This window comes from Streptomyces sp. NPDC039462 (assembly GCF_055639375.1).
Genome location: NZ_JBVKAO010000001.1, coordinates 1,559,078 through 1,579,990, shown reverse-complemented (window position 1 = coordinate 1,579,990; position 20,913 = coordinate 1,559,078). Strand labels below are relative to the sequence as shown.

Here is a 20,913-nt window from a genome sequence, read left to right as displayed (position 1 = left end):
ATTCCATTATCGGAGCCGTCAGGCGTCGGGCAACCCGGCTCCGGGTGTGCGGCGCAGGCCGGTGGCCAGTACGGCGAGACAGCCGAGGAAGCCGATGGCCAGCAGGCCGCCGATGCCGGCCAGCGCGAGGTGGAAGGCGGCGGTGGGGGTGCCGTCGCCGGTGAGGCCGGCGGCGTACACGGAGCCCACCACGGCGGGGCTGAGGGCGCCGCCGAACTGGCGCAGTGCGGTGCTGGTGGCGGAGGCCATGCCGGCGAGGTTCCGGGGGACGGCGTTGACGGAGACGACGGTGACGGAGGTGAGCATCAGGGAGACGGAGACACCGAAGAGGGCCAGCCGCCAGGCGAGGTCCAGGAAGCTGGTGTCGGGGCCGACCTGGAGGAACAGAAGGGCGACGGCTGCGCCGAGCGCGAGGCCGGCGGTGAGCAGTGCCAACGGCGGTACGCGGCTCATCAGCAGCCCGACCGGCACGTTGGCGACCGCGCTGACCCCGGCGAAGAGGAAGAGCCGGGTGCCGATCTGCAGGGAGGATAAGTCGTGGACCTCGCCCAGGTAGAGGCTGATCAGGAAGGTGAAGCCGACCGTCGCGAAGAGGGCGATCACGGACGCGAAGGCGGCGGTGGCGAAGCCGGGCGAGGTGAACAGCCGCAGATCCATCAGCGGAGCGGCGGCGCGGCGCTCGACGGCGAGGAAGGCGGCCAGGGCGAGAACGCCGACGGCGAGGCCGGTCAGCGTCAGGGCGGAGGTCCAGCCCCGGGAGCCGCCTTCGATGGCGCCGAAGATGAGGCCGGCCATGGCCACGGCGGCGGTGATCTGACCGGGCCAGTCCAGGTGGCGGCCCTCCGGGCTCTTCGACTCCGGCAGCCACAAGTGGCCGCACACGAGCGTGCCGAAGGACAGGGCGGCGGCGGGAACGAAGATCCAACCCCAGGCGCCGGATTCGAGGATGCCGCCGGACAGCAGGGGGCCGAGCGCGAGTCCGGCGGCCACCCCGGCCGCCCACAGGCCGATGGAGCGGCCACGGTCGCGCGGGTCGGGGACGGCATGGGCGATCAGGGCAAGGGTGGTGGGGAGCAGGAGCCCGGCGCCGAGGCCCGAAACGGCCTGACCGGCCCACAGGACGGGCATCGTCGCACCGTTCCCCAGCAGTCCCGCCAAGGCTGCCACGAGCCCTCCGACGCCGGTCAGGGCCAGGCCCATGGAGAAGATCCGACGGCGGCCGTAGAGATCGCCGAACACGCCGGCCGACAGGACGGAGGCCGCCATCGGCAGGACGTAGGCGTCGGAGACCCACTGCAGCTGAGAGGTGTCGGCGCCGGTGGACGCGGCGATGTCGTGCAGCGCTCCCGCGACGCCGTTGATGGGGAGGTAGACGGCGAACACACCCAGGACGGCCAGGGCGACCGTGACGGTGACGTGGCGTTCGGCCGCGGCCCCTCCGGTCCCGCGCTTCAGGGTCAGCCGCCTTCGACGCCGGTCGCGCCGTGCGGGGAACCGACCGGCTTCGACTCCGGGGAGCCGCGCTGGCGCAGATAGACAGAGAAGACGGCCATCGACCCCACGGCGAGGAGCTCGGACTGCCAGTTCTGCAGGGTCCTGCTCCAGAAGTCGGCGGCGCCGAGGTACTCGAACCAGCCGATGGGGGCCTGGAGTTCGCGCAGGTGCTCTTCGTTGTACGCGGCTGTGCCGGCGACAGACTGGGCCAGCCAGGAGAGCAGGAACAGGGCGCACATGAGGATGCCGAGCGAGCGGGAGTACCAGGCCTGACGCCCGCCGCCGACGGAGGCCCAGCGCGGCGAGTCGTGCTGCGCGTGTTCGCCGATCTTCTGGTCCTCGTCGGACTCGGTGCCCGCCTTGTGGAGCTCCTTGGACTCGGGCGAGCCGCGCTGGAGCAGCCAGACCGTGCCGAAGATGTAGAGGAAGAACTGCAGGTATTCGGACTGCCAGTTCTCCATGACGTCCACGGCGAAGTCGGAGCTCAGGAGATAGCCGCCGAAACTCATCGGGGCCAGGTCCTCGGCGGCGAGGTGGTTGTTGAAGTCTGCGTGCCCGGCGACCGCCTGCCCGGCCAGGGTGAGGAGGAAGCCCGCGCCGAAGGCGAGGGTCAGGCTGTTGTCGTGCAGGAAGCCACGAGCGCCCTTCGCGCGCCCCGGCCTCATCGCTGCATCAGCCCCAGCACCGTGCAGTAGGCCAGTCCCGCGGCCACCATCAGGAGATACACCGTGAACATGGTCCGCACCGGTCAACCACCCTTGATCAGACACTGATACGGCTTCTCGGGGCGCTCGGTGCAGCCGGCGGCCGTGACCTTCCAGCCGTCCGGAAAGGACGAGAGGAAGAGTGTGTCGCGGTCGGTCACGACGCGTGCCTGGCGCCCGTACACGTCGACGTGCCGCACCTCGGCCGCCGTGGGCAGCCCCGCGTCGGGCAGGGCCCGCGCGCAGGGCAGTTCGGCGGACTGCTCCAGCTCGTCGCGGGTGCCGGGGGCGAGCGCCACGCAGCCGCGCGCGGCGTCCGAGGCGCGCAGGCCGGCCTCGAACCGGGTGACCGCCCGGGCGGCGCCGTCCTCCCGCGCCCCGACGTCGCCGCAACCGCTGAGGGTGCAGCACAACAGTGCCGCGGCCACGCCCCACCTCGTTCCGCGCACCAGTTCTGCTCTCCTTCGCGGTCCCGTCGGCTCGTGACTGCCGCACCGCGACGGTGGTCCGTCAGGGTGCAGGCCCTCCGACGATGCCGCGACTCCGTCCCGGGACGGAGAACCCGCGCGCCGGACACGCTGACGTGCACCCGAACGGACGGCACCCGTCCGGCCGCCCCGTCAGCCGTCCCCTTCAGCCGTCTCCGGGCGGCGCCCCGTGCTCGGGTCCTGTCAGCCTGAGCTGCACCTCGATCTCCTGGTCGCCCGAGACGCTGCCGACGGTCGACACGACGAAGGCCGATTCGAGCGTCCTGCGCAGGCGCGCGACCGCGACCGGGCCGCCCTGCAGGTCAGCGGTCACCGAGCCCGCGAGCAGGACGCCCGGTACGGAGTCAGGGCTGTGGGCGGCGCGGAACTCGCCGGTCCACACGGCGGGACACTCCTCTCCGGTCTGGCGTGGCGCGTCGCTTCCGCGGTCGGACGCGAAGTGGGTGCGCAGGACGTCGAAGACGGTGTCCGCGTCGGCCGGTGAGCACTCGCCGAGGGCCACTTGCACGAGGTCGGCGGACGGGGCGTGCGGTGTACGGGATTCTCCGGTCTCCGGCACGTCACAGCTCCCGCAGCGCGGGCAGGAGCTTCTTCTCGGCCCACTCGATGAAGGGGCGCTGCTGGTCGCCGCCCACCTGTACGAGGGCGACCTCCGTGAAGCCCGCGTCGACGAAGGGGCGTACCGCTTCGACGAAGTCGTCGACGCTGTCTCCGCACGGGATCTGCTGAGCGATGTCCTCCGGAGTGACGAACTGCGTGGCACCGGCGAAGCCGGAGGGTCCCGGCAGTTCGGAGTTGACCGGCCAGCCGCCGACGGACCAGCGGAACTGTTCGTGGGCGCGGGCCACCGCCGCGTCCTTGTCGGTGTCGTAGCAGACGGGCAGCTGGCCGACCCGGGGCTTGCCGCGGCCGCCGTGCTCGTCGAAGGACGTGAGCAGGTCGGCCTTGGGCTCGGTGGCGATGACGAGGTCGGCGAGCCGCCCGGCCAGCGCGCAGGACCGGCCGCCGGACACGGCGATGCCGATGGGCGGCAGCTCGTCGGGCAGGTCCCACAGGCGGGCGTTCGCCACGTCGAAGTGGTCGCCCTGGTGGTTGACGTTGTCGCCGGTGAAGAGCGCGCGGATGATGCCGACCGCTTCTTCGAGCATGTCGAGGCGGACGCGCGGGGAGGGCCAGCCGGCACCGACGACGTGCTCGTTGAGGTTCTCGCCCGAGCCGAGCCCCAGCCGGAAGCGGCCCTCCGAGAGCAGCTGCATCGTCGCGGCCTTCTGGGCCACCACGGCGGGGTGGTAGCGGACCGTCGGGCAGGTCACGTACGTCATCAGCGGGATGCGCGAGGTCGCCTGCGCCGCCGCGCCGAGCACGCTCCACGCGTACGGGGAGTGCCCCTGCGTGTCGAGCCACGGAAAGTAGTGGTCGGAGGTGACCGAGAAGTCGAAGCCGGCCCGCTCCGCCGCGACCACGTCGTCGACGAGGGCGCGCGGTCCCGCCTGCTCGGTCATCATTGTGTAGCCGAATTGCACCATAATGGATCGGTTTGCCGAACTGCTCCCGCTGAAACATCCGACGAACCACTGCTCCACCGTACGGATGCGGACGGCGAGCGGGGGTACCGGGGCAACCACAGCCCGAACGGTCACGGACAGAGAGGCAGGCTCCTTTGCGCACTGTAGGAGTGGAGGAGGAACTCCTCCTGGTCGACCGCGAGAGCGGGGAACCCCGAGCCCTGTCCTCCGCGGTTCTGGCGCGAGCGGCCAGGGACACGGAGGAGCGCCCCGGCACGGAGAAGCACGCCGACGACTACCGCGAGCCCGAGGACGAGGCGTTCGAGAAGGAGCTCCAGAGTCAGCAGCTCGAGTTCGCGACGCAGCCGCGGACGAGCATGGACAGCCTCGCGGACGAGATCGTCCGGTGGCGCGGGGAAGCGGCACGGCACGCGGGCGACGTGGGCGCCGCGATCGCCGCCCTCGCCACCTCTCCCCTGCCGGTGAGCCCGTCGATCAACACGGGCAGCCGCTACCAGTGGATGGAGGCACAGTTCGGCCTGACCACGCAGGAGCAGCTGACGTGCGGCTGCCACGTCCATGTGTCGGTCGACTCGGACGAAGAGGGCGTGGCCGTCATCGACCGCATCCGCCCCTGGCTCCCGGTCCTGGTCGCGCTCAGCGCTAACTCGCCCTTCTGGCAGGGGAACGACAGCCTGTACAGCAGCTACCGCAGCAGGGTGTGGGGCCGCTGGCCGATGGCGGGCCCCACCGAGCTCTTCGGCTCCGCCGCCCGGTACGAGGAACAGGTCACCCAGATGGTCGCCACCGGGGTGCTGCGCGACCGGGGCATGGTCTACTTCGACGCCCGGCTCTCCCACCGCTACCCCACGGTCGAGATCCGGGTCGCGGACGTCTGCCTGGAAGCCTCGTCGACCGTCCTGGTCGCGACGCTGGCGCGGGCGCTGGTCGAGACGGCCGCACGGGAGTGGCGGGCGGGCCGGCCGCCGCTGGCGCACGGCATCGACCTGCTGCGGCTCGCCGCGTGGCGGGCCGCGCGCTCCGGCCTCGACGACACGCTGCTGCACCCCGTGACCATGCGGCCCGCCACGAGCGCCGAGGTGGTGCGCGTGCTCGTCGACCACGTGCGGGACGCCCTGGAGGACACCGGCGACCTCGACCTGGTGCGCAGGGCCACGGCGGACCTCCTGAAGAACGGCAATGGAGCCCAGATCCAGCGCGACCTGCTGCACCGGACGGGCAGCCTGCGGGACGTGGTCACGGAGTGCGTCCGCCGCACACAGCTGACGTGATGGGCCTCCCGCGCTCTTGACTCTTTTAGAGACCCCTCTATTTTTAGAGGGGTCTCTAGTTTTCTCCATGTCATGGCGGAGGGGTGCACGCGTATGCGGAAGGTCGAAGAGGGTGGCCTGCGTGAGCAGAACAAGGCCCGGCGGCGGTCCCTGATCCTGGAGGCGACGCGGGCACTCCTTCGGGAGGGCCCGGAATCGGTGATCAGTACCGAGCGGATCGCCGAGCGGGCGCAGGTCGCCCCGGCCACCGTGTACAACCTGATCGGGCCGCGCGACAAGGTCTGGGAGGCGCTCGCCGCCGGGTTCATGGACGAGCTGGAGCGCCGGCTCGCGGTGTCGGGGGCCGGTCACCCGCGGGACGTCGTGAGGTCGACCGTCCAGCTGTTCGTGGACGACCCGGTCGTGTCGCGGCGCATGGTGCGGGAGTGGCAGGCCAGTGGTCTCGTGTTCGACCGCAGTCCGCTTGTCCAGCTCCGCCGGACGATGGCGGACGCCCGGACGCATGGCCTGCTGCGGGCCGACGTCGACACCGACGCGCTGGCGGCCACTGTCGCCGCCTCGTGCGTGGGCGCGCTGCATCAGTGGGTCGCCGACCTGATCGACGACGAGCGGTTCCTGGCGCGCGCCCTGTTCGCACTGGACGTCGCGCTCGCGGCGGCGGCCTCGGACCCCTGCCGCGACGAGCTGCTGGCGCCGCTACGGACCCGGGGCACGGCATGACACCCGGCGCCGCGCCACGGTCCCGACGGTTCGTGGGCCGCGACGGCATCCGCCTGACGGCGGACGTATGGGGCGAGGCGTCCTCGCCACCCCTCGTCCTGCTGCACGGCGGCGGCCAGACACGGCACGCCTGGGACCGGACCGGCCCTCGACTGGCCGCCCTGGGGTGGTACGTCGTCGCCCCAGACCTGCGCGGGCACGGCGCCAGCGAGTGGTCGGCCGACGGCGACTACGACCTCGACCTGTTCGCCGACGACATCCGGGCGCTCGTCACCGGCATCGGCGGCCGCCCGGTGCTCGTCGGCGCCTCGCTCGGCGGTCTCGGTTCACTGCTGGCCGCCGGAGAGCCACCCGGGGCGGCGGTTCGCGCGCTGGTTCTCGTCGACGTCGCCCATCGGCCGGACCTCCACGGCACCCATCGGATCTTCGCTTTCATGCGCCGACGGCCGGACGGCTTCGCCGACGTCGGCGAAGCTGCCGCGGCGGTCTCCGCCTACCTGCCCCACCGGCCACGCCCGGACGACCCCGAGCGGATACGGAACAACCTGCGCCGCCACGGCGATCGCTGGGTCTGGCACTGGGACCCGCGGCTGCTGGACAGTTTCGAGGACCGGATGGATCCGCCCGGCATGGCGGAGCGCCTCCTCGACGCGGCGCGCGGCGCCGGCGTGCCGATCCTGCTCGTCCGCGGCGGGAGCAGTGACGTGGTGCGTCAGGACATCGCCGAGCAGTTCTGTGCCGGCGTCCCCCTCGCGCGGTGCGTGGAGGTGGCCGGTGCGGGACACATGGTGGTCGGCGATCGGAACGAGCACTTCATCGAGGCGGTGGTCCCGTTCCTCGAAGGGGCGATAGCCCGGTCATGACGCGCGGGCGTACGGCGGATGAGAGACGCCGCCCATGGCGCGCGGTCGTACGGGCGGATGAGAGACGCCGGGCATGTGGAGGGGCCCCGGCGCGTGTGGCACCGGGGCCCCGAAGGAACTACAACACCATCTGCCGACCTCAGTGTTGCGTCGGCTTTCCGTATCCGCACGGCCGTCCGTCGCAGTGACGGGGGTGCGGGGATCGCGGATGCGTGACCGGAGACCACCTGCCTATCGATGTCCTGCGGTACCCGGGTGCAGACTTCCGCCCGGGCGATCCTGACGGCGCTCTATTTCCTCCGTTCTTCCCTCTCTGTACTCAACTGTGGCCTCTTACAGCGCCACTTCGACAGCCGGCCCGTCGCCCATCCCGATCCACTCTGGCTCCGAGCCCCGCCGCCGTACCACTGCCCGGCAGTTCGTGTCTGCCGGGCCTTTCTCGATGCTCAATCTCGACTACAGCAGAAACCATAGACGGGCGAGCACCCAATGTCTACTCCAGCGAGAGCAGATTTTTCGCCTTCCCTCGATGAGGTAATCGGACCCGCCGATCTATGGATGCCGAACGCAGTGAGGGCCTGACCGGCACGTGCCGGTCAGGCCCTCACTGCTGTTCTGGTGGTTGCTCCGGCGGTCAGGCCGGCAGCGGAGCGCCCAACAGGGCGGACGCCCGCTCGAACGGACTGCCCATCCTGGTCGGGGCGACCGGGGCGGCCGCGGGCAGGGTCCGGCAGGTGAAGCCGAGCTGGGCCATGGCCCGGAGGACCTCCCCCGCGCTGAAATCACGGGGATCCTGGCGGGTGATGACCCGGCCGACCTGCTTGACGGGGTAGTGGCGGCGCCCGATGATCACGGACTGGCCGGTGACCGGTTCGGGCTTGACGCCCTTCATCGTTTCCAGCACCCCGCTCTTGGTGAGGTCGAACGGGAAGCGAGCGATGACACAGCGCATGAGACCTCGCATGGGGAGGGGGTGGGGAAGAAGGTCGGGGCGGCCCGTGACGGGCTGGTTCAGTGGACGGGGGCGGCGGTGAGGTCCCGCAGGCGCATCAGGTCCGTGTAGCCGGAGCCGTCACGGACAGCCGTGAGCCTGGCCCTGGTGACCAGACCGGTGCGCCGGCCGTCCTCGTCGCAGACGAGCAGGTGCCCGACGCGGGCGCCGGCCATGACGGACAACGCCACCTCGACGGTCATGTCGTCCCATACCCGCGGTCCCGCCTCGGCCGCGGCGTCGCCCGAAGGACCGCGTACGGGCTCGGCGTTCACCGGCCGGGGATGCGTCTGAACCAGCGTCAAAGGTGCCTCCTGAAAGCGGGGTTGGTGTCCGGAGCGCGAAGGGGCTACGCCGCGGCGTCGACGGCGGACCGCTGCGAAGCGGCGCGCCGGGCCGCCGAAGCGGGGCGGCGGCGACCGCGTGCGCCGGTGCCGCGCTTGGGGCGTTCGGTGACCGGCGCGGTGATGACGACCGGGATGCCCGAGGGGGCCTGGGCGCCGGTGATGCGGTGCAGCTCCTGCTCGCCGGAGCGGACCTGGGTGATCTGCGGGCGGATCCCGGCGTCCGACATGAGGCGGACCATGCCGCGGCGCTGGTTCGGGGTGACCAGGGTGACGACACTGCCGGACTCACCGGCACGGGCGGTACGGCCGCCGCGGTGCAGGTAGTCCTTGTGGTCGGTCGGCGGGTCCACGTTGACGACGAGGTCGAGGTTGTCGACGTGGATGCCGCGGGCGGCGACGTTGGTCGCCACGAGCACGGTGACGTGTCCGGTCTTGAACTGCGTCAGGGTGCGGGTGCGCTGGGGCTGCGACTTCCCGCCGTGCAGCGCGGCGGCCCGTACACCGCTGTTGAGCAGGTCCTGGGTCAGCCGGTCGACGGCGTGCTTGGTGTCCAGGAACATGATCACGCGGCCCTCGCGGGCGGCGATCTCCGTGGTGGCCGTGTGCTTGTCGGCACCGTGGACGTGCAGCACGTGGTGCTCCATCGTCGTGACCGCGCCGGCCGAGGGGTCGACCGAGTGGACGACGGGGTCGGTCAGGTAGCGGCGGACCAGGAGGTCGACGTTGCGGTCCAGGGTGGCCGAGAACAGCATCCGCTGCCCCTCGGGCCGCACCTGGTCGAGGAGCGCGGTGACCTGCGGCATGAACCCCATGTCCGCCATCTGGTCGGCTTCGTCGAGCACGGTGATGGCCACCTGGTTCAGACGGCAGTCGCCACGGTCGATGAGGTCCTTGAGCCGGCCCGGGGTCGCCACGACGATCTCGGACCCGGTGCGCAGCGCGCCGGCCTGCCTGCCGATCGACATGCCGCCCACGACGGTGGCAAGGCGGAGCCGGACGGCGCGGGCGTACGGGGTGAGCGCGTCGGTCACCTGCTGGGCGAGCTCACGGGTGGGGACCAGGATCAGACCGAGCGGCTGGCGGGGCTCGGCGCGCTGTCCGGCGGTCCTGGCCAGCAGGGCGAGGCCGAAGGCGAGGGTCTTGCCGGAGCCGGTGCGCCCGCGGCCGAGCACGTCACGGCCCGCGAGGGAGTTCGGCAGCGTCGCCCCCTGGATGGGGAAGGGCACGGCCACTCCCTGCCTGCCGAGCTCGGCCAGGAGCGGCGCGGGCATGTCGAGATCGGCGAAGCCCTCCACGGCGGGCAGCGCCGGGGTGACCGTCTTGGGGAGGGCAAACTCACCCTGCACGGGGGCGGGTCGGCGGCTGTAGCCACCGGACCCACCGGATCGGCGCGGGGCCGCCGCTCCGAAGCGGCTACCGCTCTTTCCGGCGTCGGCGCCGCCATTACGGCTGCGGGAAAATCGGTCGTTCGTACGTGTGCGGTTCATGCGGAACCTTCCTCGACGCGGTGCATACCAAGGAATTCTTCCGGCGATGAGCGGCACAGAGAATCACAAGAAATGGACCGAATGGAACGTAAAAGCGAAAATGCTTTACGGTAAAAGAATGCAGCTGGGGCCCGCACCCCGAAGGATGCGGGCCCCAGCTGCAAGTGCGCGTTCGCGTCAGGCGGGAACGATGTTCTCAGCCGTCGGGCCCTTCTGGCCCTGCGCGATGTCGAAGCTCACCTTCTGGCCTTCGAGCAGCTCGCGGAAGCCCTGGGCGGCGATGTTCGAGTAGTGGGCGAACACGTCAGCGCCGCCACCGTCCTGCTCGATGAAGCCGAAACCCTTTTCCGCGTTGAACCACTTCACGGTGCCAGTAGCCATGTCATATCTCCTTGGGGCAGTACATCGGTGTCCACACTGTGCGGACACCGTGTCGCCGCGATGATTAACCCCGCCCGGAAAAATGACCGGAAATACAAGAGTGCTCCCACCGGCAGGGCCGGTCAGGGGCACTTGAAGTTCGGGAACCACAACTGCAACTGAGATCGACAGTAGCACGCTTAAGGGGGCCTGCACACGGCGGAAAATCCCGCTCCTCCGCTGTGCCAAAAACCCTCACCGCGGGGATCGTTAAACCCTCATACGGCGGTCTCATATATTGCCCGACCGGGAGCCCAACGTTTCGGAGAAAATTTTCCTCAGGTCAGCCGGAAGCGGAGGCGGCAGATCGCCGCGTCCGTGTCGCGGCGTACGGCGTGGGCGACGACCGCGCCCCGCTGGTTCTGCAGGATGCGCTGCCAGAGGTGGGCCGGCTCCGTCTCGGGGATGAGGACCGTGACGCGGGTGCCGGGGTGGTAGTCGTAGATCCTCCTGACGTACTCCGCCACGGGGCGGCCCACCGTGCGGTGCCGGGACCTGAGCTCGATCAGGTCGACACCCGGGTTCCACAGCTCCCAGTCGCGGCGCAGCGCGGCCGCCGCCTCGCGGTCCTCGGGCTCGTCGTACGTCACGGTCACCGCCCGCACCTCGTCGCCGAGGGACACCGCCGCGTTCAGCGCCTCACCGGTGAGCTTCGAGAGCCCGCCGACCGGGACGACGACCAGCGAGTGGTCCCGGTGCGGGGGCTCGGGCACGCGGCCGATGCCGAGCCGCTCGCCGATCTTCGCGTACGCGCGGTGGACGGTCTCGAAGGAGAGCACGAGCAGCGGGAGCGCGACCACGATCAGCCAGGCACCGTCGTGGAACTTGGTGGCGGTCACGACGATCGCGCTGGCCCCTGTGAGCAGGGCGCCGAGGCCGTTGAGCAGCGCCTTGGCCCGCCACCGGGGGCCGCGCTCGCGCCGCCAGTGCAGCACCATGCCGGTCTGCGCGACGGTGAAGCCGACGAAGACGCCGATCGCGAAGAGCGGTACGAGCGTGTTGGTGTCGCCGCCGGAGAACAGCAGGAGCGCGGCCGAGACGCCCGCGAGCGCGAGCACACCGTGCCGGTGCACCTGACGGTCCGCCTTCAGGGCGAAGACGTGCGGCAGGAAGTGGTCGCGGGCGAGCAGTTTGAGCAGGACGGGCAGGCCGCCGAAGGAGGTGTTCGCGGACAGCGCGAGCAGCACCGTGGTCGCGAACTGGATGACGTAGAAGGCCCAGTTGTGCCCGAGGGAGGCGTCGGCGAGCTGGGCGAGGACGGTGACGCCGTCGACCGGCCGCAGGCCGAAGCGGGAGATGAGCACGGCGAGTCCGATCAGCATCGCGCCGAGCAGACCGCCGAGGGCGATCTCCGCGTGCTGGGCGCGCCTGGCCCGCGGCTCGCGGAACGAGGGCACGGCGTTCGCGATGGCTTCGACGCCGGTCAGCGCCGAGCAGCCGGACGCGAAGGCCTTGAGCAGGAGGAGGGCACCCACGGTGGTGGCGTTCTCCGTGAGGACGGCGGCATGGCCTTCGGCGGTGGCGGTCGAGACGGGCGAGTCCCGGAACAGGCCGACGGCTATCAGCGTGAAGATCGCCACGACGAAGACCGCGGTGGGCGCGATGAAGACCTTCGCGGACTCGACGATGCCGCGCAGGTTCACGGCCGTGATCAGGACGAGCACTCCCAGACAGAGGACCAGCCGGTCGTCGTACAGCGCCGGGAAGGCGGAGGTCAGCGCGGCGACGCCGGCGGTGACGGCGACCGCGACGTTCAGCACGTAGTCGAGGACGAGAGAGGCCGCGGCGACCAGGCTGGTCCGGCGCCCCAGGTGGACCTTGGCCACGGCGTAGGAGCCGCCGCCGTCCGGGAACGCGGCGATCACCTGACGGTACGAGGCGACGAGGACGGCGAGCAGGCCGGCGATCGCGAGGGTCACGGGGAGCGTGAACCCGAGGCCGTGCCCGCCGGCCGCGGCGAGCACGAGAACGATCGCCTCGGGTCCGTACGCCACGGACGCCATCGCGTCGAGCGAGAGGGCGGCGAGTCCGGTGAGGGCGGTCAGCCGGTGCTTCTCGCCGGTGTCCGGGGTATCCGGCGGTTCCTCCGCGGCCGGGACGGTGCTGGACTCGACAGTCGGAGCGGACATGTACGCGTACTCCTTCACGCGCCCTCTCGGGCAGATCATGGGCAGGTGCGCCCAGGTTCCGTCCGTTCGAGCCGACGGGAGCCCGTCCCTTACGGGTCCTTCATGTCCAGGGCCGCATTCCATACGCGGCTCTGACGAGACGCGTCGCCGACGAGGCCGGATCCGGAGGCGAGAACGCGACATCCGCGGAAGCGGTGTCGGCGGACGCCTGCGCATGCCACCGTCCCCCTGAGACGATCGTCGGCGTGCCCGCAATCACCCCCACCTCCCCCGCCGAATTCCCCGGCGGCGCCGAGCTGTTCCGGCTCAGCGCCGACGTGGCCCATCTCAACCACGGGTCCTTCGGAGCCGTCCCCGTCCCCGTCGCCCGCGCCCACCGGCGCCTGACGGAAGAGGCCGCCGCGGATCCGGACGCCTTCTTCCTCGCCGTCCCGGACCGGCTCGCCGAGGCCCGCGCCCGTATCGCGGTCCACCTCGGCGCCGACCCCGACGGAATGGCCCTCGTCACCAACGCCACCGAGGCCGCGGGGCTCGCCCTCGACACCCTGCGGCTCGCGCCGGACGACGAGGTGCTGGTCACCGACCACGGCTACGGCACGGTCGTCGCGGCCGCCGCCCGCCGGGCCCGGGTCGTCACCGTCCCCCTCGACCCGGCGCTCGCCGACGGAGAGGCGGTGCGCAAGGCCGTGCTCGCCGGCCTCACCCCCCGCACCCGGGTCGCGCTGCTCGACCAGATCAGTTCGCCCACCGCCCGGCCCATCGCCACGCCCGGGCTCCTCGCCGACCTCGCGGCGCGGGGCGTGACGACCGTGGTCGACGGCGCCCACGCCCCCGGGATGCTCCCCGATCCCCTCGCCGGAGCACCCGACTTCTGGTTCGGGAACCTCCACAAGTGGGCGTACGCCCCGCCGGGCAGCGCGGTGCTCGCCGTGGCCCCCGCCCACCGGGCACGGGTGCCGGCCCCCGTGCCCTCCTGGGAGGACGACCGCGGCTTCCCCCGCGCCGTCGAGTACCGGGCCACCGCCGACTACACGGGCCTGCTCGCCGCCCCGGACGGCCTTGACCTCCTCGCCTCCCTCGGGCCCGGCCGCGTACGCGCCCACAACAGCGCCCTCGCCGGCTACGGCGCCGAACTCCTCGCGGCGCTGCCGGGGCTGCAGCCCCTGCCCGCCGACGAGCGGCTCGCCATGCGGGCGCTGCGGCTGCCGCCGGGCCTCGCCCGCACCCAGGCCGAGGCGGCGGCGCTGCGCGAGGAGATAGCCGCCCGCCTCGGTTTCCGCGTGCTGGTCTGGTCGTGGCCGGGTGGCGGCGGCATCCGCGTCTGCGGACAGATCTACAACGTAGCCGCGGAGTACGAACGCCTCGCGGCGGCGCTGCGCCCGCTGCTGGACGGGCGGTGACCAGGTCGCCCGGCGTGGCCCCTGCTCATCTGGACCACGAGCGGTGAACACGACAAGATATCGTTGACGAGCGACGCCAACTGGCTCTTTTCAGAAGCCAATTGGCTGAAAACGTATGCCGTGGGAAGTCTGCCACGACCGAGGAAAGCCAGGAAGTGCTGATGAGTGCAGTGAGACAGGCCGGGCCCTCGAGACGGTCTCGATGCGCCCACTGGCTCGGCTTCCCACAGACGCCCTAGTCGGCACCCGCCCCGTGGCGGCCCGGCCCGTGACGGGCCCGGCCATGTGCCCGCGCGGCTTCCGGACGGGCCCCACACGTCGTGGCAGCCGAGCGCACCGGATGCCGCCGGGCGGACCGCGGCCCGCGGCACGTCCCGCACCTGCCACAGTCACCCCGTCCAGTCGGCGGCACCCGTCCGCCTCACCCCCTTGAGACCTCTAGAGGACGTGATGACAGACCTGATACAGGCCACCACCGTGGTGCCCTCGGTTCTCGCCCTGGCCGCCGGCGGCGCGGCCTGGCGGTTCTGGGACCAGTACCGGGGCGAGCGCGCCACCAGCGGCCGCCTCCGTGCCGAGGCCGAGGAGATCGCCAGGCGGCAGCGCGCCACCGAGGAGGTCCTCGCGCAGTTCGCCGGCGGTGTGATTCCCAGGCTGGGGGCCGAGGCGGAGCGTCTCGGCACCGGCCACGGGGTCGACATCGAACTGCCCGAGGCGCTGGTGAACACGGTGCTCGCGCAGCGCCTCGCGGAGCTGGCCGACTCGGCGGCCCACACGGTGCGCAAGGTCCAGTACGACGCGCAGACCAGCACGAGCGCCCAGATCGCCGAGGCCCGGGAGAGCGCTCACGACGAGGTCGCCCGAGCGCGGCAGAGCGCCGAGGAGTCCAGCAGGGCGGCGGTGCGTGCCGTCTCCTCCGCGATGGTGGGCATGGCCTCGAAGCTGAGCCAGCGGGTCAGTCACGGCGTGCGGCGGCACGAGGGCGACGAGGCGTACGAGACGCTGGTCGGTATCGACCACCCCACCCAGCAGATGCTGCTCGTCGCCCAGAACTACGTGGTCCTGTCCGGAGGCAAGTTGTCGCGTCGCTGGCCGGCCACCCCGCTGACCGATGTGGTGCGGGCCGCGATGGGCAGCATCGAGGAGTACGAGCGCGTCGAGCACCAGGAGCTGGACGTCACGCTGACCAGCCGGGCGGTCGGACCGGTCGTCCACGCCTTGGCGGTGCTCCTGGACAACGCCGTGCGCTACTCCCCCTCCTCCGCGCGCGTCCACGTGGCTTTCCAGGAGGGCCACCACGGCGTCTCGGTCATCGTGGACGACGCCGGTCTACGCATGAACGAGGAGCAGCTGACCTGGGCCCGAAAGATCCTGACGGGTACTCAGCGCGACGACATCAACCAGCTGGGCGCGCACCCGCAGACCGGTCTGCGGGCGGCCGCGGCCCTCGCCGCCGACTACGGCTTCCGGATCGACCTGGAGGCGCCGAACCCGTTCGGTGGCACGCGCGTGTACATGTTCATCCCCAAGAGCCTGCTGACCGCGTCCGCCGCGCCCTCGCCCGCTCCCCCGCCGGCGGCCGAGCCGTCCCCCGCCAAGCGCACCACCGCGAGCGGGCTCACCGTCCGGTCCCGGTCCGCGGCCGGCCGGTCGCGGACGTCCGCCGCCGCGAGCCCGCGGGCTTCGGCGCCCGAGGCCGCGGCGCCGGGGCGGCCCTCGATCGCCGCCGCCTGGGCGCAGGGGACCCGCAGCGCACGCACCGAAGACCCGACCACCACGCACGAAGGAGCCTGACCGTGACCACCGGCAACGAACTTGGCTGGCTGCTGGACCGCTCACTGGGGTCCCTCGACGGCGTCCGGCACGCGGTGCTGATGAGCTCCGACGGTCTGCTGCACTCCCGGACGTCCGGGATCGGACAGGACGAGGCGGAGAAGTTCGCCGCGATCACCGCGGCCGTCCGCGCCGCCGCGCTCGCCTACGACGAGGAGACCGGCGGCGGGGGCACCCGGCAGGCGCTGATCGAGCTGACCAACCACGTCGGCCTCATCACCCAGGCCGGCGGCAACACCATGCTGTCGGTGCAGACCAGCGGCCCCGACGCGGACATCGGCCTGATCACCCATCACATGCTGGAGCTGGCGCAGCGGGTGGGTCACGAGATGAAGGTCGCGCCGCGGCAGCCCTCCGAGTTCGGCCTGCCGGCGACGTGAGCGGACCGCGGCGGGACCCGGACCTGGTCAGGCCGTACGTCCGTACCGACGGGCGGGTCCGCGCCGATCCGGCGGTGCGCCTGGAGACCGTGGTGATCGCCGCGAGCGGGTCGAGCGAGGGCCTGGGGGCGGACGCCCGGCGGGTGATGGGCCTGTTCACCCACGCCGGGGGCGGCGGCCTGGCGGTCGCGGACATCGCGGCCGCCCTGGAGTTCCCTCCTTCGACGGTTCGCATCCTCGTCTCCTCGCTCATCGACGAAGGCCTGCTGACCCGCCCTGTCGCCGCCGGTGACGACCAACCCCAAACCGATCTGCTCCAGGAGGTACTGCGTGGTCTCCGCGCCCTCGTCTGACGGCCTCGTCTATGTGCCACCCGGCGTGACCCGGTCCGCGAAGATCGTGATCTCGGGGAGTTTCGCCGTCGGCAAGACGACGTTCGTGGGCAGCGTCTCCCAGATCCCGCCGTTGCGCATGGAGGAGCGGATCACCCAGGCCAGTGCCGGGGTGGACGATCTGGCGCGGACGCCGCGGAAGACGACCACGACCGTCGGCATGGACTTCGGCCGCCTGCACCTGAGCGACTCCCTGGTGCTGTATCTGTTCGGCACTCCCGGTCAGGGGCGGTTCCGTCCCATGTGGGCCGGGCTGACCGAGGGGGCCCTGGGGGCGCTGGTCCTGGTCGACACCCGCAATCTGGAGGCCTCCTTCGAGATCCTCGCGCTGCACGAGGAGCAGGGCACTCCGTACGCCGTGGCGGTCAACCTGTTCGACGGAGCGCCGCGTTACGACCTGGACGAGATCCGGCAGGCCCTCGACCTCGACCCGGCCACGCCCCTGACGACGTGCGACGCGCGGGAGAGCACCTCCAGCGTGCTGGCCCTGATCACCCTCTGCGAGTACCTGTCCGACCTGCACGCACCTGTTTTGGAGCCCCGCCCGTGACCAGCCCGACCACGACCGACGCGGCGACCGAGCGCCGGATCGCCCTGTACGACGCCGAGTTCGCGGCCGATCCGCACGCGGCGTACGCGCGGATGCGGGCCGAGTTCGGGCCGTTCGTCCCGGTGGACCTCGTTCCCGGGGTCCCCGCGACCCTCGTCGTCGGCTACGCCCAGGCCCGGCGCATCCTCAACGACCCCCTGCGGTTCCCGGCCGACCCGCGGGTGTGGGAACAGTCCGTCCCCGAGACGTGCCCGGTGCGCCCGATGATGGAGCACCGCCCCAACGCGCTGCGCTCGACCGGCCCCGAGCACACCCGCTACCGGTCGGCGAACACCGCCGCGATCGACGCCGTCGACCAGCACGAACTGCGCACGGTGGTCGAGCGGGTCGCCGACGCGACCATCGCCGAGTTCCGCGACTCCGACGGCGCCGATCTGCTCTCCCAGTACGCCTGGCCCATCGCCTTCCGGGTGCTGAGCGCCCTGCTCGGCTGCCCCGACGAGGTGGGCCGCCGCATCGCCGACGGCATGGCCAAGATCTTCGAGGGGGTGGACGCCGCCAGCGGCAACGAGATCCTCGCCCTGGCGGTCGCCGACCTGGTGGCGCTGCGCCGGCGGCAGCCAGGGGACGACATCACCTCCCGGCTCCTCGCGCACGCCGCGGAGCTCGATGACGTGGAGATGGCGCACCAGCTCGTCACGCTCTACGGCGCCGGCATCGAACCCCTGACCAACCTCATCGCCAACACCGTCCTGCGGATCCTCGTCGACGACCAGTTCTCCGGTGACCTGCACGCGGGCGGCTCCTCCGTGCGCGAGGCGCTCGACACGGTGCTCTACACCGACCCGCCCCTGGCGAACTACTGCATCAGCTACCCGCCGCACCCCGTCGACGTGGACGGCTTCCTGCTGCCAGCGCACCAGCCGGTCGTCATCTCGATGGCCGCCTGCAACAACGACCCCGCCCTCGGGGAGCAGCGCATCGCGAGCAACCGCGCCCACTTGTCCTGGAGCACGGGCCCGCACGCCTGTCCCGCGCGCCCGCACGCCTACCTCATCGCCGAGACCGCCATCACCCACCTGCTCGACGCGCTGCCCGAGATGGACCTCGCCGCCGCCCCCGACGACCTGGCCTGGCGCCCCGGGCCCTTCCACCGGGCGCTGTCCGCCCTGCCCGTCCTGTTCCCCACCGCCGCATCCGTCTGAAGGGACCACCACCATGGCCGTGCCCACGCAGCCGATCATCCTCGACCCCACCGGAGCCCGCGCACACGACGAGCACCACCGGTTGCGGGCGCACGGCCAGGCCGTCCGCGTCGACATCCTGGGCGTCACCGCCTGGTCCGTCACCGACCCCGCCCTCCTCAAGGAGCTGCTGACCAGTCCGAACGTCTCCAAGGACGCCCGCGCCCACTGGCCGGAATTCAACGACACGGTCCAGCGATGGCCGCTCGCGCTGTGGGTCGCGGTGGAGAACATGTTCACCGCGTACGGGGCCGACCACCGGCGGCTGCGGCGCATGGTCGCCCCCGCCTTCAGCCACCGCCGCATCACCGCGCTGCAGGAGAACATAGACACGCTCGTCACCGGCATCCTCGACCGGCTGGCCGCGCTCCCGCCCGGCGAGATCGTCGACCTGCGCGAACAGCTCGCGTATCCGCTGCCCATCGCGGTCATCAGCCAGCTCATGGGCGTACCGGCCGGACAGCAGGACTCCTTCCGCCGGGTCGTCGACGGCGTCTTCGACACCACCCTGACCGCCGAGCAGTCCGAGGCCAACACCAAGGCGCTCTACGAAGCCCTCCACCTGCTCATCGCCGCCAAACGCAGCGAACCCGGCGACGACATGACCTCCCTGTTGATCACCTCGCGCGACGAAGACGAGGAGGGCGGCATGTCGGAGGACGAACTGCGCGACACGCTGCTGCTGATGATCAGCGCCGGGTACGAGACCACCGTCAACGTCATCGACCAGGCGATCACCCAGCTGCTCACCCACCCCGAACAGCTCGCGCTGCTCCGGTCGGGTCAGGTCGACTGGAGCGAGGCCGTCGAGGAGACGCTGCGCCTCGAACCGGCCGTCAGGCACCTGCCCCTGCGGTACGCGGTGACCGACATCGCCCTGCCCGACGGCCAGACCATCGCCCAGGGCGAGGCGATCCTCGCCTCCTACGCGGCCGCCAACCGCCACCCCGACTGGCACGGCGAGAGCGCGGACGACTTCGACATCACCCGCACGGTCAAGGAGCACCTCGCCTTCGGCCACGGCGTCCACTTCTGCCTCGGGGCCCCGCTCGCCCGCCTCGAGGTCATCACGGCCCTGCGCCTCCTGTTCGACCGCTTCCCACAGCTCGAACTCGCCGTACCGGCCGACGAGTTGAAGCCGCTCGGCTCCCTGCTCAGCAACGGCCACCAGACCCTGCCCGTACGCCTCCGTCCCGCGCAGCCCTGACGAGGAGGGAGCCGGCACCGCGTAGCGGACCGGTCCCAGCACCCCGCTACGAACCGCGCCCGGTACCGTCCGCCGCGTGGTCCGTCGCCGGCTCCCCCTCCCGCGAGGTCGTGGTGGTCGTCCTGCGCCGGTCCAGCCGGGAGACGACCGGCCCGGCCGTGAGGCCGTGCACCACGACCGAGACCAGCACGGTGAAGGTCACCACCGCCCACAGCTCCCGCTCCGGCACCGGGAAACTCTGCTGGCCCAGTGCGTAGGCCAGGTAGTACAGCGACCCGATGCCGCGGATGCCGTAGGCGGCGACCACCCAGCGCTCCCGGCCTCGCACCCGGCCGCCCAGCAGCCCCGCCCAGCCGGCGAGCGGCCTGATCACCAGCAGGAGCAACAGCCCGGTGACAGCGCCCTGCCAGGTCAGCGGCGCCAGGCCGCCCAGCGCGACGAAAGCGCCGAGGAGGAACAGCAGGGCAGCGGTGAGCAGGCGCTCGACCTGCTCGACGAAGTCGTGCAGCACGTTGTGGAAGCCGTGCGCGCGCTCGGCCGCCCGGACGGTGCACGCGGTGGTGAAGACCGCCAGGAAGCCGTAGCCGCCGGCGAGTTCGGTCACCCCGTACGACAGGAACGTGGCGGCGAGCGCCACGAACCCTTCCTTGTACTCGGACAGGCGCAGCGCGGTCGCCCGGGTCCGGAAGAACAGCCAGCCCAGCAGCCGCCCGACCAGCAGTCCGCTCAGTACGCCGACGACGCACTTGAAGGCGACGTCCTCCAGCGCCCACGCGCCGACCCAGTCGGCCGACCAGCCGGCTCCCGCGGCGGCGGCGAGCGCGATGGCCGCGTAGGTGAAGGGGAAGGCGAGACCGTCGTTGAGCCCCGCCTCGCTGGTGAGGGCGAAGCGCACCTCGTCCTCGTCGTGCTCGTCCCTGGTGGGCTCGCCCACCCGCACCTCCGAGGCGAGCACGGGGTCCGTCGGTGCGAGGACGGCCGCGAGCAGCAGGGCGGCGGCGGGCGGCCAGTCCAGCAGCCACCATGCCGCCAGTGCGGTGACGACGACGGTCAGGAGCATCGTGATGCCGAGCAGCCGCCAGGTCGAGGACCACAGCCGTGGACCGACGGGCCTGTTCAGGGCCAGCCCCGCACCCATCAGGGCGATGATGACGCAGACTTCGGTGACGTGCTCGGTCAGCAGCCGGTGCTGCATGGGGTCGACCGTCGGCAAGGGCAGCGGCAGCAGATATACGGCGATACCGCCCACCAGGAAGACCACGGGCAGCGACAGCGGCCGCCCGGCCACCACCCGGGGAAGCACCGCCGCGAGCAGCGCTCCCGCTCCCAGCCACACGAACACGCCGTCGGCAAGCGTCACTGTGCTGTGCCTGTCCTTTCCATGACCCTCAACCCATACTTCACATGGGTTGCACCGCACCACACGGCTCACATTCCCACGTGCCCTGGCGAGGGCGCCTTACGCGG

The 20,913-nt window shown here is 71.7% G+C and carries 21 protein-coding genes; 10 read left to right on the top strand and 11 right to left on the bottom strand.

Going from position 1 to position 20,913, the window contains the following annotated elements:
* Positions 1 to 18 precede the first annotated feature (18 nt).
* The 5 genes from ACZ7LU_RS06525 to ACZ7LU_RS06505 form a co-directional block, all read right to left on the bottom strand.
* Entirely contained in the window at positions 19 to 1,383 is a 1,365-nt protein-coding gene (locus ACZ7LU_RS06525) for an MFS transporter (protein ID WP_471915885.1), read from the bottom strand.
* Positions 1,384 to 1,457: 74 nt separating this feature from the next.
* A complete protein-coding gene (locus tag ACZ7LU_RS06520) occupies positions 1,458 to 2,159 on the bottom strand; it encodes a DUF6766 family protein (RefSeq protein ID WP_471915884.1) in 702 nt (233 codons plus the stop codon).
* A gap of 83 nt (positions 2,160 to 2,242) precedes the next feature.
* Positions 2,243 to 2,647, bottom strand: a complete 405-nt coding sequence (locus tag ACZ7LU_RS06515; protein WP_468712125.1) for a hypothetical protein — start codon at positions 2,645 to 2,647, stop codon at positions 2,243 to 2,245.
* Between the two features lie 184 nt (positions 2,648 to 2,831).
* Positions 2,832 to 3,245 carry a hypothetical protein gene (locus ACZ7LU_RS06510; RefSeq protein ID WP_468558959.1) on the bottom strand — a complete coding sequence of 138 codons (414 nt, stop codon included), beginning with the start codon at positions 3,243 to 3,245 and terminating at the stop codon, positions 2,832 to 2,834.
* Position 3,246: 1 nt separating this feature from the next.
* A complete protein-coding gene (locus ACZ7LU_RS06505; protein WP_471915883.1) occupies positions 3,247 to 4,212 on the bottom strand; it encodes an LLM class F420-dependent oxidoreductase in 966 nt (321 codons plus the stop codon).
* Positions 4,213 to 4,346: 134 nt separating this feature from the next.
* Between ACZ7LU_RS06505 and ACZ7LU_RS06500 the strand changes: the two genes are divergently transcribed.
* The 3 genes from ACZ7LU_RS06500 (at position 4,347) to ACZ7LU_RS06490 (ending at position 7,066) form a co-directional block, all read left to right on the top strand.
* The gene (locus ACZ7LU_RS06500; RefSeq protein WP_398298954.1) at positions 4,347 to 5,483 is read left to right on the top strand and encodes a glutamate--cysteine ligase; all 1,137 of its coding nucleotides are present in this window, start codon (positions 4,347 to 4,349) and stop codon (positions 5,481 to 5,483) included.
* Between the two features lie 93 nt (positions 5,484 to 5,576).
* Positions 5,577 to 6,203 (top strand): TetR/AcrR family transcriptional regulator, encoded by a 627-nt coding sequence (locus ACZ7LU_RS06495; protein ID WP_471915882.1) that lies wholly within the window; start codon positions 5,577 to 5,579, stop codon positions 6,201 to 6,203.
* The gene (locus ACZ7LU_RS06490; RefSeq protein ID WP_471915881.1) at positions 6,200 to 7,066 is read left to right on the top strand and encodes an alpha/beta fold hydrolase; all 867 of its coding nucleotides are present in this window, start codon (positions 6,200 to 6,202) and stop codon (positions 7,064 to 7,066) included. Before ACZ7LU_RS06495 ends, ACZ7LU_RS06490 begins: the two co-directional genes overlap by 4 nt.
* Positions 7,067 to 7,700: 634 nt before the next feature.
* On the opposite strand, the gene ACZ7LU_RS06485 is transcribed toward ACZ7LU_RS06490, so the two are convergent.
* From ACZ7LU_RS06485 to ACZ7LU_RS06465, 5 genes are all read right to left on the bottom strand, one after another.
* Positions 7,701 to 8,018 carry an SCO5918 family protein gene (locus ACZ7LU_RS06485; RefSeq protein WP_468086609.1) on the bottom strand — a complete coding sequence of 106 codons (318 nt, stop codon included), beginning with the start codon at positions 8,016 to 8,018 and terminating at the stop codon, positions 7,701 to 7,703.
* A 59-nt stretch (positions 8,019 to 8,077) separates the two neighbouring features.
* Entirely contained in the window at positions 8,078 to 8,362 is a 285-nt protein-coding gene (locus tag ACZ7LU_RS06480; RefSeq protein ID WP_398298960.1) for a CBS domain-containing protein, read from the bottom strand.
* A gap of 44 nt (positions 8,363 to 8,406) precedes the next feature.
* Complete coding sequence (locus tag ACZ7LU_RS06475; protein WP_471915880.1) at positions 8,407 to 9,891, bottom strand: DEAD/DEAH box helicase; 1,485 nt, start codon at positions 9,889 to 9,891, stop codon at positions 8,407 to 8,409.
* 177 nt (positions 9,892 to 10,068) lie between these two features.
* Positions 10,069 to 10,272 carry a cold-shock protein gene (locus ACZ7LU_RS06470; protein ID WP_004986771.1) on the bottom strand — a complete coding sequence of 68 codons (204 nt, stop codon included), beginning with the start codon at positions 10,270 to 10,272 and terminating at the stop codon, positions 10,069 to 10,071.
* A 317-nt stretch (positions 10,273 to 10,589) separates the two neighbouring features.
* Complete coding sequence (locus ACZ7LU_RS06465) at positions 10,590 to 12,440, bottom strand: APC family permease (RefSeq protein ID WP_471915879.1); 1,851 nt, start codon at positions 12,438 to 12,440, stop codon at positions 10,590 to 10,592.
* Positions 12,441 to 12,685: 245 nt separating this feature from the next.
* Here ACZ7LU_RS06465 and ACZ7LU_RS06460 point away from each other — a divergent pair, with 245 nt between their 5' ends.
* The 7 genes from ACZ7LU_RS06460 (at position 12,686) to ACZ7LU_RS06430 (ending at position 19,446) form a co-directional block, all read left to right on the top strand.
* Positions 12,686 to 13,840 (top strand): aminotransferase class V-fold PLP-dependent enzyme, encoded by a 1,155-nt coding sequence (locus ACZ7LU_RS06460; protein ID WP_471915878.1) that lies wholly within the window; start codon positions 12,686 to 12,688, stop codon positions 13,838 to 13,840.
* Between the two features lie 450 nt (positions 13,841 to 14,290).
* Positions 14,291 to 15,634 carry an ATP-binding protein gene (locus tag ACZ7LU_RS06455; protein ID WP_471915877.1) on the top strand — a complete coding sequence of 448 codons (1,344 nt, stop codon included), beginning with the start codon at positions 14,291 to 14,293 and terminating at the stop codon, positions 15,632 to 15,634.
* A 2-nt stretch (positions 15,635 to 15,636) separates the two neighbouring features.
* Positions 15,637 to 16,053 carry a roadblock/LC7 domain-containing protein gene (locus ACZ7LU_RS06450; protein ID WP_468558941.1) on the top strand — a complete coding sequence of 139 codons (417 nt, stop codon included), beginning with the start codon at positions 15,637 to 15,639 and terminating at the stop codon, positions 16,051 to 16,053.
* Complete coding sequence (locus tag ACZ7LU_RS06445; RefSeq protein WP_398298970.1) at positions 16,050 to 16,406, top strand: DUF742 domain-containing protein; 357 nt, start codon at positions 16,050 to 16,052, stop codon at positions 16,404 to 16,406. Before ACZ7LU_RS06450 ends, ACZ7LU_RS06445 begins: the two co-directional genes overlap by 4 nt.
* Entirely contained in the window at positions 16,384 to 16,995 is a 612-nt protein-coding gene (locus ACZ7LU_RS06440) for a GTP-binding protein (protein ID WP_468303231.1), read from the top strand. Before ACZ7LU_RS06445 ends, ACZ7LU_RS06440 begins: the two co-directional genes overlap by 23 nt.
* Entirely contained in the window at positions 16,992 to 18,200 is a 1,209-nt protein-coding gene (locus ACZ7LU_RS06435) for a cytochrome P450 family protein (protein ID WP_471915876.1), read from the top strand. Before ACZ7LU_RS06440 ends, ACZ7LU_RS06435 begins: the two co-directional genes overlap by 4 nt.
* A 13-nt stretch (positions 18,201 to 18,213) precedes the next feature.
* Positions 18,214 to 19,446 carry a cytochrome P450 family protein gene (locus tag ACZ7LU_RS06430; protein WP_471915875.1) on the top strand — a complete coding sequence of 411 codons (1,233 nt, stop codon included), beginning with the start codon at positions 18,214 to 18,216 and terminating at the stop codon, positions 19,444 to 19,446.
* A gap of 46 nt (positions 19,447 to 19,492) precedes the next feature.
* Here the strand turns inward: ACZ7LU_RS06430 and ACZ7LU_RS06425 are convergent, their stop codons facing one another.
* Positions 19,493 to 20,806: a cation:proton antiporter gene (locus ACZ7LU_RS06425; RefSeq protein ID WP_471915874.1), complete on the bottom strand. Its 1,314-nt coding sequence runs from the start codon at positions 20,804 to 20,806 to the stop codon at positions 19,493 to 19,495.
* Between the last annotated feature and the right edge of the window lie 107 nt (positions 20,807 to 20,913).

Bases quoted from the DNA above. Each gene is read 5' to 3' on its own strand.
- ACZ7LU_RS06520 (WP_471915884.1), bottom strand. From the start codon at position 2,159: ATGAGGCCGGGGCGCGCGAAGGGCGCTCGTGGCTTCCTGCACGACAAC.
- ACZ7LU_RS06505 (WP_471915883.1), bottom strand. From the start codon at position 4,212: ATGGTGCAATTCGGCTACACAATGATGACCGAGCAGGCGGGACCGCGC.
- ACZ7LU_RS06495 (WP_471915882.1), top strand. From the start codon at position 5,577: ATGCGGAAGGTCGAAGAGGGTGGCCTGCGTGAGCAGAACAAGGCCCGG.
- ACZ7LU_RS06490 (WP_471915881.1), top strand. From the start codon at position 6,200: ATGACACCCGGCGCCGCGCCACGGTCCCGACGGTTCGTGGGCCGCGAC.
- ACZ7LU_RS06485 (WP_468086609.1), bottom strand. From the start codon at position 8,018: ATGCGCTGTGTCATCGCTCGCTTCCCGTTCGACCTCACCAAGAGCGGG.
- ACZ7LU_RS06475 (WP_471915880.1), bottom strand. From the start codon at position 9,891: ATGAACCGCACACGTACGAACGACCGATTTTCCCGCAGCCGTAATGGC.
- ACZ7LU_RS06470 (WP_004986771.1), bottom strand. From the start codon at position 10,272: ATGGCTACTGGCACCGTGAAGTGGTTCAACGCGGAAAAGGGTTTCGGC.
- ACZ7LU_RS06465 (WP_471915879.1), bottom strand. From the start codon at position 12,440: ATGTCCGCTCCGACTGTCGAGTCCAGCACCGTCCCGGCCGCGGAGGAA.
- ACZ7LU_RS06455 (WP_471915877.1), top strand. From the start codon at position 14,291: ATGACAGACCTGATACAGGCCACCACCGTGGTGCCCTCGGTTCTCGCC.
- ACZ7LU_RS06430 (WP_471915875.1), top strand. From the start codon at position 18,214: ATGGCCGTGCCCACGCAGCCGATCATCCTCGACCCCACCGGAGCCCGC.